Here is a 14,158-nt window from a genome sequence, read left to right as displayed (position 1 = left end):
TCTCAGAACGCGTACCGGACGCGCAGGTAGGGCGTGCGCTCGGCGATCAGGTCGGTGAGCGCCCGGACGTAGGCGCCCTTCTCGCCGGTGCGGTAGCGGACGTTGAGGTCGCCGTTCTGCGAGCGTTTGACCTGCTGGAGCTCGGGCCGCCAGAGCAGGTCCTCGGCGCGCGGGTGCCAGCCGAGGTTGACCTCGTGCAGGCCGCGGTTGTGTGTCAGGAAGATGACCTCCGCCGCGAGCTGCTTCTTGGCGTCCGGGCCGATTCCCGCGTTGAGCTGGTCGAGCAGCTGCGCCCAGTCGGCGAGCCACCCGTCGCGGACCACCACCGGGCTGAGGTTGACGTGCACCTCGTAGCCGGCCGCCACGAAGTCGTCGATCGCGGCGATCCGCTCCTCGATGCCGCTGGTGCGGATGTCGAGGACCTTGGCGTCGGCGGCCGGCATCAGCGAGAACCGGATCCGGGTGCCGCCGCGCGGCTCCCAGTCGAGCAGGTCCCGGTTCACGTACTTCGTCGCGAAGCTGGCCTTGGCGTTCGGCAGGTCGCCGAACAGGGTGACCAGGTCACGGACGTTGTCGCTGACGGTCGCGTCCACCGAGCAGTCGGAGTTCTCGCCGATGTCGTAGACCCAGTCGTGCGGATCACAGTGGTTCGGTTCCGGTTTGCTGCCCTGCCGGGCCGCGTGCCTCTGGACGTACGCCAGGATGCGCTCGATGTTGGCGTAGACGGTGATCGGGTTGCTGTAGCCCTTGTGCCTCGGCACGTAGCAGTAGGCGCAGGCCATCGCGCACCCGTTGGCGGTGGACGGGGCGATCCAGTCGGCGGAGCGGCCGTTCGGGCGGGCGGTGAGGGTCTTCTTCACGCCCAGGACCAGGGCCTCCCGCTTGATCCGGACCCAGCGGCGCACGTTCGTCTCGTCGCCGTAGAGCTCCGGGATCCGCTGGTGGCTCTCCACCTCGACGATCGTGGCGTCCGGATAGCGGTCCAGGATCTCCCGGCCCCGGGGCAGGTCGGCGGCGGCCGGCTCTAGGTAGATGCGCGTGATGTCCAGAAGATCGGTCACCCGGCAAGTGTCCTCCCCGGCGCGGAGTAACATTGGTTGACGCAGCAAATACATCCGGACGGGGTGGGGTTCGACCTGCCGGGCATGCCCAAGCCGCCGGTGGACCCGGCCGAGCCGAGCAGCGTCGCGATCCCCCGCTACTTCGGCGCCTACGAGGACGCCTTCGGCCTGCCGATCCTGCGCCCGGTCCGGGTGGACGCCGTGCGGCGGGCGGGCGACGACCTGCGGGTCGAGACCGACCGGGGAGTGTGGCTGACCCGCTCGGTGATCAACGCCACCGGCACGTGGACGAACCCCGTCCTCCCGGAATACCCGGGGTCGTCCGGGTTCCTCGGCCGTCAGCTGCACACCCGCGACTACGCCGGGGCTGCCGAGTTCGCCGGGCAGCGGGTGGCGATCGTCGGCGGCGGGATCTCGGCGGTCCAGCTGCTCGAGGAGGTCTCCCGGGTCGCGGCGACGTTCTGGTACACCCGCCGGGAGCCGGTGTTCATCAACGACTTCCGGCCGGAGCGCGAGGGGCGCGCCACCATCGCGAAGGTGATCGCGGATGTCGAGGCGGGACGCCCGTCCCGCAGCGTGGTCTCCTACACCGGGCTCGGCTGGACCAGCTACGCGCTGGCGGCCCGCGACCGGGGCGTCCTGCACCGGCGTCCCATGTTCACCGCCGTGGAACCGTCGGGGGTGCGGGAGGCCGACGGCACCGTCACCGAGCTCGACGTGATCCTGTGGGCGACCGGCTTCCGGGCCGCCCTGGCCCACCTCGAACCGCTCGGCCTGCGTGGCCCGCTGGGCGGAATTCCCATGCTGGGCACGCAGGTCGCCGCGGAGCCGCGGGTGCACCTGATCGGCTACGGGCCCTCCCAGTCCACGGTCGGTGCGAACCGGGCGGGCCGCGAAGCCGTCAGCAAACTGCTCTCAGCACATCCCGTCTCAGCTGATCCTGTCTCAGCTCACGCGGCCGTGCAGGCGGCGCCGTTGAGCGCGTAACCGCTGGGCGCCCCGGCGTTGCCGGTGTGCGTGGCCTGATAGCCCAGGGTGACCGAGGCACCCGGGGCGACCGTGCCGTTGTAGGCCGCGTTACGTGCGGTGACCTGCCCGGACGTGGGGGAGTAGGTGGCGTTCCAGCCGCTGGTGATGCTCTGCCCGGACGGCAGCGTGAAGGCCAGGCCCCAGCCGCTGACCGTGCTGGTGCCGGTGTTGGTGAGCGTCAGGTTCGTGGTCAGGCCGGTGTTCCAGGCGCTGACCGAGGCGCGCACCGAGCAGGCGCCGGTGGGCGGCGGCGGTGTCGACGTCGACGGGCTCGCCGACGGGCTGCCGGACGGGCTGGATGACGGACTGGCCGAGGGGCTGGCCGACGGGCTGCCCGGGGTGGTCGAGTCCAGGCCGAAGAAGGTGATCGCCATCCGCGCCATGCCGCTCATCGGCATCGAGTGGGTGCCACCGGCCACGCTGATCCCCTCGACCGGCGCCTGCGCCGAGTTCGCGCCGTAGCGGGTGCGGGTCCAGCCCGCCTGCGGCGTGTCGGTCGCCACCGGCGTCTGGCTGACACCCAGCACGTTCGTCCACTGCTTGATCTGCTCGCCGAAGTTCGGGTACCGCAGGGTGTCGTCGTTCGTGCCGTGGAACACCTGCATCCGTGGGCGGCGGCCGGTGTAACCCGGGTAGGCCGCCCGGACCAGGTCGCCCCACGCCTGCGGGGTCCGGCTGATCTGGCCCTGGGCGCAGGCGCTGTTCCACATCGAGCCGTCGGTGGTGGCGAAGCAGCCGAACGGGACACCGGCGAACGCGGCACCGGCGGCGAACACGTCCGGATAATCGCCGAGCAGCACGTTCGTCGTCATGGCGCCGGACGAGGCACCGGTGACGAAGGTGCGGTCGGCGTCGGTGCCGTAGCGCTGCTGCACGTAGCGGACCATCGACACGATGCCGGCCGGGTCGCTGTTGCCGTTGTGGGACAGCGCTCCGGCCGTCGACACGTCGAAACAGTTCCCGGAGCGGGTCGCCGACGGGTAGACGACGATGAAACCGTACTGGTTGGCGAGCGAAGCGAACTCGGTGCCGGAGTAGAAGGCCGGGCCCGAGCCGGTGCAGTAGTGCACGGCCACCAGCAGGGCCGGCTTGGCGGCGAGGCGATCCGGCACGTACAGGTGCATGCGCAGGTTGGTGGGGTTGGTGCCGAAGCCGGTGACCTCCTGAAGGGAGGCCGCCGCCGCGGGACCCGCCGGCAGGGTGAGCCCCGCTGCGATCGCCACCGCCGCGGCGGCACCGGCCAGCAGGGTGCGCCAGGTTCTTCTCATCGCTCGTCCGTTCTCCGGGGAATCGACCTCTCTCTATCTGGAAGTTAACGAAGACCATCGATATTTTCAACAATTTCGTACGCGTGGAGTCGTGCGGAAAGCGCCTCCCGCCACGAGGAGGTGCTTCCGAAAGTTTCAGGACATCGCGACGTCGTCGAACCAGACCGTGCCGGTGTTGTCGCCGGACTTCAGATGCAGCTGCACGCTCGTCGCACCCGCCGGGGCGACCGTCTCCACCACCAGCTTCGTCCAGCCGGTGGTGCCGGCCGGCAGCCGGTTCGAGGTGTTCTGGCTGATCCACTTTCCGTTGACGTCGAACCAGCTCAGCGCGATCTCGGTGATACCGGTCGCGGCGGTGCCCCGGGCGTACGCCTCGGCCCGCCACCGGTACCCCGCTTGCACCGGCGTGACCGGCGAGGTGACGAGCGACGGCAACCCGCTGCTGGTACGCGTGGTCCTGGAGAACTTGGCGGAGTACTTACCGGTGCGCGGCGTGCCGGTGGTGACCACCGCGGCGCCGGCCGCCGGCAGGTTCTGCCGCCACGGCGAGTCGGCAGCGGTGGCCTCGAAGCTGAGGTCCAGGACGCTGTTCGGCGTCGCCCCGGTGGTCCACGCGGTACGGACCACGGACGCGGCGAGCTTCGCGGCGCCGTCGGTGCGGTGCAGGCCGAACGTGTACTGGGCGGGCAGCCGGGACACCGACGAGTTGGCCGGGATGGCCCCGCTCGCGAAGTCGTTGAGCGTCCACGGTGCGACCGACCCGACACCCGCCTCCCGGGCGGCGCGGAACACCCGGGCCAGGAAGGCGGCCTGGTCGCCGTCCCGGCCGGGCGTGGTGCTCAGGCCGGTCTCGCCGATCACGATCGGGGCCGGTGCGACAGCGGCCTGTGCCTTGCGGATCTCGGCGAGCGCCCGCTCCGACGTGCCGTAGAAGTGGAAGTCGTAGTAGTCGAGCGGGGTGGCCGCCAGCGCCGCCTTGATCTTGGCGAGGCCGGGTGCCCCGGTCTGGCCGTCGACCGACAGGGTCAGCGGCATGGCCGGTGCGGCCGCCCGGATCGCCGGGATCACCTTGCGGGCCCACGCGACGGCTGCCGCGTCGCCCGGCTGGAACTCGTTCTTCACCTCGACCGTGGTCACCCGCGGGTCGTCGGCGTACGGCGCGAGGACGGCCTTCGCCCAGGTGATGCTGCCGGTCACGTCGGTGTAGCCGGCCCACCAGTCGAACAGGGTCAGCTTGACGGTCATCCCGTGCGCGCCGGCGATGCTGACGAACTTGCGGAGCCGTTCGGTGTATTCGGCCTTCGGCGCCGGGAATCCGAACGTCTGGGGGAACACGATGATTCGTACATTGTCGGCGCCGAGCGCCGCGGCCCTGGCCAGGTCGGCCTCGATGCGTACCGGGTCGAAGCCGGTCCACATCGCCGACCAGCCGGCGGTGGACGGGTAGTAGTTGATCGTCTTCGCCACCTTGACCGCGGCCATCCGGGTCGCCATGGTCGGCGCCGCCGCGCTTGCCTTCGCGGGGGTCGTTGCCGCATGGATCGGGTTCGCCTGGATCGGGTTCGCATGGATCGGGTTCGCGGGGAGTGCCAGGGTCAGCAGTAGCGAGGAAACCAATGCCGTGGCGCCGAAGCGCGCGCTGTTCATGAGGGTTCGGGCCTCTCGCTCGGTTGCGTTTCGGGGGTGGCCCTCCCCATCGGCTGGTTTCAGCGCGGTTGCGAAGCATCCTTGATGGCAAAGCGGTTGCGGAACGGGTGTGACAGCCGTCCACCCGGGCTGGCCCGGGGGACTGGGCGGCGGAGGCGATTCACGCCGGGGGGCCGCACACGAAAACGCCCCCGCTCAGTGCTGAGCGGGGGCGTTGCTCGTAACTTGTCAGATGCCGGCACCGTCCAGCTGGCCGCGGAGCTTGACCAGAGCCTTCGTCAGCAGCCGCGACACGTGCATCTGGGAGATGCCGATCTGCTCGGCGATCTGCTGCTGGGTGAGGTTGCCGTAGAAGCGCAGCGTGACGATCTTCTGCTCACGCTCGTTCAGGCTGGCCAGCGCGGGAGCGAGCGCGATGCGCAGCTCGGCGTCCTCGAAGCCGGTGTCCTCGCCACCGAGGGTCTCACCGAGCTCGGTGCCGCTGTCCGCGATCGGCGTCGACAGGCTGGTGGAGTTGTAGGCGCGGGCGCCCTCCAGGCCCTCGATGACCTCGTCCTCGGTGATGCCGAGGTGGCCGGCGATGTCGGCGACGGTCGGCGAGCGGCCGAGGGTGTGGCTGAGCGTGTTGTTGGCGCCGGTGATGGCCAGGCGCAGTTCCTGGAGGCGGCGGGGAACGCGCACCGACCAGGTCTTGTCCCGGAAGTAGCGCTTGAGCTCGCCGACGATGGTGGGGATCGCGAAGCCGGCGAAGTCGACGCCGCGCTCGCCGTCGAACCGGTCGACCGCCTTGATCAGGCCCATCACGGCGACCTGGTACAGGTCGTCGCGCGGCTCGCCCCGGTTGGCGTAGCGGTTGGCCAGGTGCCGCGCCAGCGGCATCCATCCCTCGATGGCCCGGTCGCGCAGGCCGGGGCGGGACGGGTGGCCTGCCGGCAGAGCGGCCATCGCGTTGATGAGTTCGCTGGCCCGGTCGGTGCTCGTCGAAGCCTCGGCGGGTGCGGCGGTGTCAACGGTGACGGTCATTCAAGTGCTCCTTGCTCGGTCCCTACGTCAGACAGTGGGCTCGCCGCTTGTGGGCTTTCCTGCCTGTGGCGCTGCTACTTCCCGCAACCGAGACAGCAGCAAACCAACCGAACGGACAATACATCTTGTCCTAAAGGATGATGCGAGCGGGTGCCCTTCATGATCGTGATTGCTCCACTACGGAGTGCCCCTCATCCGGGCCGATATGCACGAAGCCCGTGGCTCTTTTCGCGCCCGATATGCACGAAGCCCGTGGCTCTTTTCGCGCCCGATATGCACGAAGCCCCCCGGCTCGTTTCGCGCCCGGCATGCACGAAGCCCCCGGCTCGTTTCGCGCCCGGCATGCACGAAGCCCCCGGCTCTTCCGAGCCGGGGGCTTCTGCCGGAGGGTGCGGGAATCAGCTGCCGCTGATCACGAACTGCGAGCCCGGCTGGGTGACGATGTTGCCGTCGGCCGAGTTGGTGATGGTGACGTTCGACAGGATCGCGTTGCCGCGGGCCCCGCTCATCGCGAGGATGCCGGCGCCGTTGTTCGACTTGTCGATCTTCACGTTGGTGATGGCGACGTTGGGCATGTTGCCGCCGCCGTTCTTGAACTGGATGCCGTCGAAGGTGGAGTCGATGATGTCGGTGTCGCGGATCGTGACGCCGACGATGTCCTTCGTCGAGGGGAACAGGGTGATCGCCCCGAACTCCTGGTCCTCGTTCCAGAACGCCCCGCCGGTGCGGTAGAGACCGTTGTTGGCCAGCAGCGTCGTCCCGGAGAACGGCAGTGGGCTGTGGTCGGTCGCCAGCATGATGCCGGGGTAGTTCGCGGTGTCGGACACCAGGTTGTTCTGGGCCGAGTTGTTGTAGCCGCCGTAGATGGCGATGCCGTTGGCCCGCCACGGCAGCTGGATCGTGTTGTTCAGGAAGTGGTCGTCGTGGTTGATGTCCACCGACTGGTCCTTGACGTACGGGTTGGCCCAGATGGCGAGGGCGTCGTCACCGGTGGTCCGGAACGAGGAGTTGAACACCCTCGAGTTGCGCGTGCCGTTGGAGAAGTTGATCCCGTCGGCGAAGGTGTTGCGGATCCGCATGCCGGTGAACTCCAGGCCGTCGCCCGGGTTCCAGTAGGCCGGGGTGTCGGAGTAGTCGCGGCCCACCCAGGCACCGACGTTGACATGCTCGATCCACACGTTGCTGATCTTCGTGTTCTTGCCGAACCGGCCGTTGAGACCGTGCCCGCGGTTGGCCCGGTTCTGCGTGTTGCCGAAGATCGCGATGTCGGAGATCTGGGTGTTGTCGTCGATGTCGAAGCCGACGTTGCCCTCGTGCGGGTGGTTGATGTTGCCGGTCACGTTCTGCGGCTGGGTGTTGGAGTAGAGCTGCGAGTGCCACATGCCGGCGCCGCGGATCACGACGTTGCGCAGGCCCTTCTGGTTCCACTGGCCCCGGGTGGGGTCCGGCGAGAGGATCTTCTGCTCCTGCCGCCACTGGCCGGCCGGGATCCAGACGCAGCTGATCACACCGTTCTCGTCGTCGGTCACCGCCCGCTGGATGGCCGCCGTGTCGTCGTTGCCGTCGTTCGGCACCGCGCCGTAGTTGGTGATCGAGGTGCATCCGGCCGGCTGGGAGGCGGCCGGGGCCACCTGCTCCAGGTCGATCAGGTCGATGATGTAGAACGACGCGGTGTCACCGGAGTCGCGCTGCAACTTGAACCGGGTGCCGGCCGGGTAGGACGTGCCCAGCAGCGCGTTCGACTCGTCGAAGAGCCGCCGCGCGTCCGGGCCGGGCGAGTTGGACAGCGACTCGGTGTCGTCGGAGGTGCCGTACAGCCAGCTGTTGCGTGAGGACAGGGTCAGCTTGCGGTTGAAGACGTCGTTGACGTAGAGGCTGATCGTGGCGTCCTGGCCGCCACCGCCCGCCGAGTCCGGGACGGAGTTGCGCACGACGATCGAGTTCGCCTGGTTGGTCGAGGTGACCTCGACGAACTGCCCGGTGCTGTTGAGCCGTACCGACTGGCGGCCCGACGACTCGGTGCCGAAGTTGGTGTGACCGAAGGTGCGCAGCGGGTCGGCCTGCACCAGGGTGCCCTGGTAACGCGCCGCCTCCGCCTCGTACTCGGTGTACGGCACGGCGGCGCCGCGCCCGACCACGAGCGCCTTGGACAGCGTGTTGTTGGATTCGTTGGTCTCGGCGACCGCGCCGGCCGAGTCGGCGGTCGCGGTGGCGGTGGCGCCCCCGCTGGTGGCCGTCCAGGTGCCGCCGATGCTGACGGTCGCAGTCGCGCCGGCCGCGATCGACGGGGTGGACCCGGTGAGCGTGGTGCTGCCGACGACGACCCGGGTGGTGCTGGCGCCGGCCGCGCTGGTGCCCCGGTTGGTGACCGCCACGGTGAAGCTCACCGCGGCACCGGCGGCGGGGTTCGCCGGGTTGGTGTTGATCGTGCTGACCTGCAGGTCGGGGCCGGGTGCCTGGGCGACGACCAGCTGGGTGGCCGCTGTGAAGGTGTTGTTGTCGTTGTTCTGCTCAGCGACCGTGTTGGCCGGGTCGACCGCCGCCGAGACGGTGTAGCTGCCCTGCGCCTTGGTGCCGACGTTCGCCGACACGGTGGCCGAGGCGCCCGCGGCGAGCGCCGGCACGTCAGCGCTGCCCGCGACGGTGCCGCCGAGCCGGAAGTCGACCTTGGTGGCCCCGGCCGCGGCGGTGCCGGAGTTCCGTACCGTCGCAGTCAGGGTTATCGGGGAGGTCTCACTCGGCGCGGCCGGCGCCCACGACGCCGACGTCACGACCAGGTCCGGGTTCGGCGCCCAGGCGCCGATCACCTGAAGGTCGGCCACCTGGCCGCCGGGCGCGCCGGTGTTGCTGAAGAACTGCAGGCGTACGTCGGACGCGCGCCCACTGACCGGAACGGTCACCGAGTTCTGGTTCGACGACGGGCTGAAACCGTAGTCCGCCCGGGCCTTGAGCTCGGTGAACCCGCTCGCGGTGCCGGCCCGCCCGAGAACCTGGAAGTTCTGGGTACGCGCGCCCCACGCCGGGTCCGGGTTGAGCTTGACGACGATCCCGGTGATGTCGGCGTCCGCACCGAGCTTCACGGTCAGCGTCGACGGGAAACCGGTGGACTCCCAGTAGCTCGTCACGCTGGCGTCGTTCGCGTTGGACGCCACGAAGTTGAACGTCGACGAGGACGCCTCGATCGCCTTGCCACCGGCGAGGTTCCCACCGGCCGGCGGGTCCGGGTCCGGGTCGACCGGGCCGGACACCCCGTAGACCTCCAGTTCGGAGAGCTGACCGGCCGGCCAGCCGGTGTTGGCGGTGACGTTCACCCGTACGTAGCGGGCGCTCGCCGCGGCGAAGTCGATCGTGACGGTGTTGCCGGAGGCCGGGTTGAACACCCGCCCGGCGGAGGCGGACAGCGTGCTGAAGCTCGACCCGTTCGTGCTGCCCTGCACGCTGAGCGTCTGCGTGCGGGTGGCCCACGCGGCGGCGGGCGGCAGCTTGAGGACGACCTGGTTGACCGAGACGGTGCTGCCGAGGTCGACCTGCACCCACTGGGGGAAGGAGTTGTTCGGAGATTCCCAGTACGTCTGCTGGTTGCCGTCGCTGACGGCGGACGCGGGCTGCGCGCCCAGTGATCCGCTGGCCGAGGCCGGTTTGCCGGCGGCCAGGTTCGGGCCGGCCGCGTGTGCGGCCGGCGGCGACATGCCGAAAACGATCAGCCCGGCTGCGAGGGCCGCGCCGATCAGCCGTGCGCTGAGTCGAGTGCGCTTCATGGAGTCCGTCCTTGTGGGCGGGAACACGGGGAGAGGGGGAGGTGCTGAGATATTGCGGTGCATGCGACGCAATTTTCGGTCCGCTGCCAAGTTCTTGCGGCCGAGGGCATTCAATGTTTCAGATGTGTCACTGTTTCGTCAACGATGTGACGGGGCCTCGATGCGCTCGCGGCAGCGGGTGGAGTTGGGGGTGACGGGCGCACACGTTGGGGTTGCGTGCGATCCGGGATGGCCCATGGCGTTGCCAGGCGCGCACGGACGGCTTGCGTGTGCGCCTGTGCGCGCTGTGGTGGTGCCGAGCTCAGGGGCCGGTGTGGATCAGTGCGGCCCAGAGGTCGGGGCGGTCCGGCTGCTGACGCCGTACCCGGTCGATGGCCCGGTCCAGGGCGTAGGCGGCCTCACTGGAGTTCAGCGAGCCACCGGCGGTGAGTGCGGCGTAGACGTCGGCGGCGACCTGTGCCGCCACCCGGTCGGAGACCGCCCACTGGCTGCCGATGACATGGCGGAATCCGGCCATCTGCAGGGCCGCGGTGAGGTGGATCGCCTCGTCCGGCAGGCCACGCCCGCCGGCCGCCGTCCGGCACGCGGAGAGGTAGGCCAAGTCGGCTGCACCGCCAGGAGGGGTTCCGGCATGGGGTGTGGCGGCTCGGGTGCGGGAAGCGGTGGCCAGGCGGCCGGCCAGGTCGAGCACGCTGAGCCGCCCGTCGGACAGCCGGAGCGCTCCGGCGCTGGGCCGGTCGAAGTCCTGCTCGCCGTGGCAGGCGAAATGGGCCCAGCCGTGCTGCTCCAGCGCGGTCAGCACCGCCTCCACCGTGGCACTCCGGCCCGCCAGAATCCGCAGTCCCGGCACGTGCGAGCTGACCGCCCGCAGCTCCTCGCTGACCGCGGGCAGCGGTGCCTGTCCCGGCAGGGTGGCGACACCTACCGCGAACGCCCGAGGCGGCCCGGGCGGCACCGCACCGGGCGGCACCGCGCCGGACCGGGACCGCAGCAGCGCCGACAGGCTCGGTGTGTAGGACGACACGCACCGGGCGGCCACCGACAACCGGCGGCGCTCGGCTAGCGGCGCTGTCGCACCGAACCTTCCGGCAGCATGCAGCGGCAGCATCGTCAGCGGCCCGGTGGGGCACCACCAGACCCGGTGCCGGCCGTCCGGCCCTGGGACGGCGCCGGGGGCGGCCCCTGGGACGGCGACCTCGTCGAGCGCGGCGCAGACCGGTTCCGCGACGGTGTCCCAGAGCCACCGCTGAATCGACACGAGCGTCTGGCGCAGCGCGGCCCGGGCGACGCTTCCACCGCCCCGCTCCACCTCACGCTGCGCCGCGAGCAGGGCGGCGGCCCGGCGCTGGGCGGCGTCTGACGACAGCCAGGGCAGCGGCACTGCCCGTACCCCTGAATCTGTCACGACAAGCGCGTCGCACCGCCACTCCGAGGTGTTGACCAGGACCACCGCACCGCCGGCGGTGGCCGGCCGCAGCGCGGCGAAGGACGGCGGGCTGAGGAATCCCGCCAGGCCCGGCAGCCGGCGTGCCTCGCCGAGCAGTTCCTCCCACCGCTCCGCCAGGCGACGGCGGCGGCCGGCGTCCTCGCCGTCCGGCCGGGCCGGGCCGCCCACCGCCGAGGCCAGCAGGTCGTTGCCGATCTGCCAGACCCGCGGGTCACCGGCGCCGGCGGGGATGACGACGGCCGCCGACGCCTCGCTGCCGTCAAGCTCGCGGCGGATCTCGTCCAGTTCGGCGGCGAGCGTGGGGGCGACCGCGGCCAGCACGGACAGGTCGCTGCGCGTCTGCACGGCCTGGGACCAGAGCACCTGGCGGCCCTGTTCCAGCAGCTCCACCGCGCGTTCCGGCTGTCCGGCCGCGAGTGCCCAGGCGGCCGCGTCACCGGCCAGCCCCGCGTTGACGGCGAGCCGTTTCTCCTGCACCGTACGGTCCAGACCGCGCCACGCCAGCAGCGGAAGCAACCCCACCGCCGTGCTGTACGCCTCGAGCGCCAGACCGGCCTCACCCGATTCGGCGGCGGCCCGGGCCCAGCTCCGCGCGGCCGTCATCCGGATCTCGATCTGTCCCACCCGCGAACCGGCCGCCGACCGCCACATGCCGACCGCCGCGTCCAGGTCGTCCGGGTCGCGGTCGATCAGGTGCCGGATCCGCAGCGCCGAGCCAAGGATGTTGAGCGCCCGCGCCCGGTCCGGGTTGCCGGGCGACAGCGCCGCGAGAGCCGCCTTGCCGGTCTCGACGGCCGCACGGACCCCCGCCGGGTCGCTGCCCATCCGGGCCTGGACCAGCAGCAGGTTGGCCAGGTTGGCCAGGTGACCCGCCCGGAACGCGCTGTCCGACTGCGAGTCGACGGCTTCCCGGGCTCGGCGTACGGCCTCATCCAGGTGCGGCGGTGAGTCGCCCTCCAATGCCTGGATGAACAGCAGGCTGGCGTGGTTGGTCAGCAGCTGCGCGCGCAGCGTGTCGCCGTGGGGCAGGGCCGCGACGAGCTCGCGGCTGATCCGGATGGCCTCCGTCAGGTCCTGCTCCCCGCCGTCGCCGCGGATCCAGCGCTGCATCAGCGCGTACGTCAGCGTGCTGTTGAGCGCGACCCGGTCGATGTGCCGGCGTGACACCGAGGTCAGGGCGTCCCGGCAGAGGCGGACGGCCTCGTCGATGTCGGCCTGGTCGCCGGTACGGGCGAAGCGGAGCGCGAGACACGCACCGAGGAACTGCTGGGCGGCGAGAACGTGTGTCGGGTCGGCGGACTGCCCGATCAGCCGGCCGAGCCGTACGGCCGTGTCGATGTCCGCGAGGCGGCCGGACCTCTCGAAGCTCAGCCGGTACGCGTTGACGCACCGCACCAGGATGTCCGGCAGCTCCGGGTCGTCCGGGTCCACGGCGGACACCGCCTCGGTCGCGTACCGCATCGCCGCGGACAGGTCCTGCGCCCGGCGCTCGAACTCGTACCGTGTGCTCGCCACCAGGCTGAGCTGGGCCCGCGTGAACGACCACCACTGATCCCCGGGGTGCGCCGCCGCGGCTGCCTCCTGGGCAGCGGCGCCCGCGGCGTCGAACCGCGCCGGCGTGTCAGCGAGGCGGCCGCGGCGCAGCAGCACGGTGGACAGTGAGATCAGAATGTCCACGCGGGACCGGTCGGCGGCCAGCACGCCGCGCAGCAGACCCTCCGCCTCGGTCAGCGTGGTCTCGTCGCCGTCACGGTCGAACGCGGCGATCAGCTCGTCGACCCGCGCGGCCGGGTCGGTGGCATCCCCCGCGACAGGCACGGGTTCAGTACATTCGAGGGCGGCCGGGGCGTCAACCACCGGGACCGGCGGACGGGAGTGTCGTGAGTGGAGGTTCTGTCCGACAGGCCGGACCGTCGTCTGCTGGCGTCGCTGTGCGCGGCGCTGCCCGCGCTGCGCGAGCGCGCCGAGGCCGGGCTGTGGTCCGACGAGCTGGAGGAGCTGGTCGCCGACCTCGCCGCGGGTGAGCCCGTGGCGGTGGTGTGCCGGCGACTGGGCCTGCTCGCCGACGAGGAGGACGACGGGCGCAACGCGGAACCGGCGCCGGGGCACGGGCCGCCCGGCGTCGAGGGCGCCCACCTCGACGGTCTTGCCGAGGTGGTGCTCCAGGGCGACTACCGGTGCCCGCGTGGCAGGTGCTCGCGCCGGGCACACCGCGACGACCGCGGCCGGGTTCCGGTCTGCACGCTCGCCGAGGCGCCCATGACGTACCGGGCGGGGGCGTGAGGTCAGCGTGATCGACGTCTTGCTGGGTGAGGTGGGGCGGCGCCTGAGCGACCGCTGGCTGACCCGCGCCCTCGGCCCCGGCCTGCTGTGGTGTGCGGTGGCGGCGTTCGCCGTGCTGCCGGGCAGGCAGGGCCTGTGGGACGTGCGCGGTGCGGCGCTCGCGGCCGCCCGGGTGCTCGGCGACCTGGTGAAACAGGTGCCCCTGGGCGTGGTGTGCGCGCTGCTCGTGGTGGCGGTTGCCGCGCTCGCCGCGGTCGTCGCCCAGGGGACCGGCACGCTCGCCCGTTTCGTGTGGCTGGGGCGGTGGCCGGGTCCGGCGCGCCGGATCGCGTCGGCGCTCACCGCCCGCCGCCGGGCCGCCGCCGAGCGCCGGTTCGCCGAGCAGCAACGCGTCGTACCGGCCGTCTACCTGCCCGATCGCCCCACCTGGATCGCGGACCGGATCCGGCTCGCCGACGACCGGGTCGCCGCTCAGTACGGCCTGCGTCTCGCCCTGATCTGGCCCCGCCTGTGGCTGCTGCTCACCGCCGACGAGCGGCTGCCGGTGACCCAGGCGCGGGACCGGCTGGAGCGCGCCGGGATCCTCACCGGCTGGGCGGTGCTCTACGGCGTCCTGGTGCTGTGGTGGTGGCCGGCGCTGTT

The 14,158-nt window shown here is 71.3% G+C and carries 8 protein-coding genes; 2 read left to right on the top strand and 6 right to left on the bottom strand.

Translation table 11 applies throughout. From position 1 onward, the window contains the following. Positions 1 to 2 precede the first annotated feature (2 nt). On the bottom strand, positions 3 to 1,061 hold the full coding sequence (locus ACFQV6_RS37265; protein WP_378032401.1) for a spore photoproduct lyase family protein: 1,059 nt from the start codon (positions 1,059 to 1,061) through the stop codon (positions 3 to 5). Between the two features lie 36 nt (positions 1,062 to 1,097). On the opposite strand from ACFQV6_RS37265, the gene ACFQV6_RS37260 reads away from it, so the two are divergent. Next, positions 1,098 to 2,048, top strand: coding sequence for an NAD(P)-binding domain-containing protein (locus tag ACFQV6_RS37260; protein ID WP_378032400.1), 951 nt, complete (start codon positions 1,098 to 1,100; stop codon positions 2,046 to 2,048). Here ACFQV6_RS37260 and ACFQV6_RS37255 read toward each other — a convergent pair. The 5 genes from ACFQV6_RS37255 to ACFQV6_RS37235 form a co-directional block, all read right to left on the bottom strand. After that, positions 2,012 to 3,358, bottom strand: a complete 1,347-nt coding sequence (locus ACFQV6_RS37255; protein ID WP_378032399.1) for a PHB depolymerase family esterase — start codon at positions 3,356 to 3,358, stop codon at positions 2,012 to 2,014. The genes ACFQV6_RS37260 and ACFQV6_RS37255 overlap by 37 nt on opposite strands. Positions 3,359 to 3,493: 135 nt before the next feature. Next, the gene (locus tag ACFQV6_RS37250) at positions 3,494 to 5,005 is read right to left on the bottom strand and encodes a glycosyl hydrolase (protein WP_378032398.1); all 1,512 of its coding nucleotides are present in this window, start codon (positions 5,003 to 5,005) and stop codon (positions 3,494 to 3,496) included. A gap of 228 nt (positions 5,006 to 5,233) precedes the next feature. Continuing rightward, positions 5,234 to 6,028: an RNA polymerase sigma factor SigF gene (locus ACFQV6_RS37245; RefSeq protein WP_378032397.1), complete on the bottom strand. Its 795-nt coding sequence runs from the start codon at positions 6,026 to 6,028 to the stop codon at positions 5,234 to 5,236. Between the two features lie 398 nt (positions 6,029 to 6,426). After that, positions 6,427 to 9,786 carry a CARDB domain-containing protein gene (locus tag ACFQV6_RS37240; protein ID WP_378032396.1) on the bottom strand — a complete coding sequence of 1,120 codons (3,360 nt, stop codon included), beginning with the start codon at positions 9,784 to 9,786 and terminating at the stop codon, positions 6,427 to 6,429. 301 nt (positions 9,787 to 10,087) lie between these two features. After that, positions 10,088 to 13,051, bottom strand: a complete 2,964-nt coding sequence (locus tag ACFQV6_RS37235; protein ID WP_378032395.1) for a CHAT domain-containing protein — start codon at positions 13,049 to 13,051, stop codon at positions 10,088 to 10,090. A 66-nt stretch (positions 13,052 to 13,117) separates the two neighbouring features. On the opposite strand from ACFQV6_RS37235, the gene ACFQV6_RS37230 reads away from it, so the two are divergent. After that, positions 13,118 to 13,516 (top strand): hypothetical protein, encoded by a 399-nt coding sequence (locus tag ACFQV6_RS37230; RefSeq protein ID WP_378032394.1) that lies wholly within the window; start codon positions 13,118 to 13,120, stop codon positions 13,514 to 13,516. Positions 13,517 to 14,158 lie beyond the last annotated feature (642 nt).

It is taken from the genome of Actinoplanes sp. GCM10030250, assembly GCF_042666575.1.
GTDB lineage: Bacteria > Actinomycetota > Actinomycetes > Mycobacteriales > Micromonosporaceae > Actinoplanes.
The sequence above is the reverse complement of the archived record's forward strand: the minus strand, read 5'-3'. Positions and strand labels throughout refer to the sequence as shown.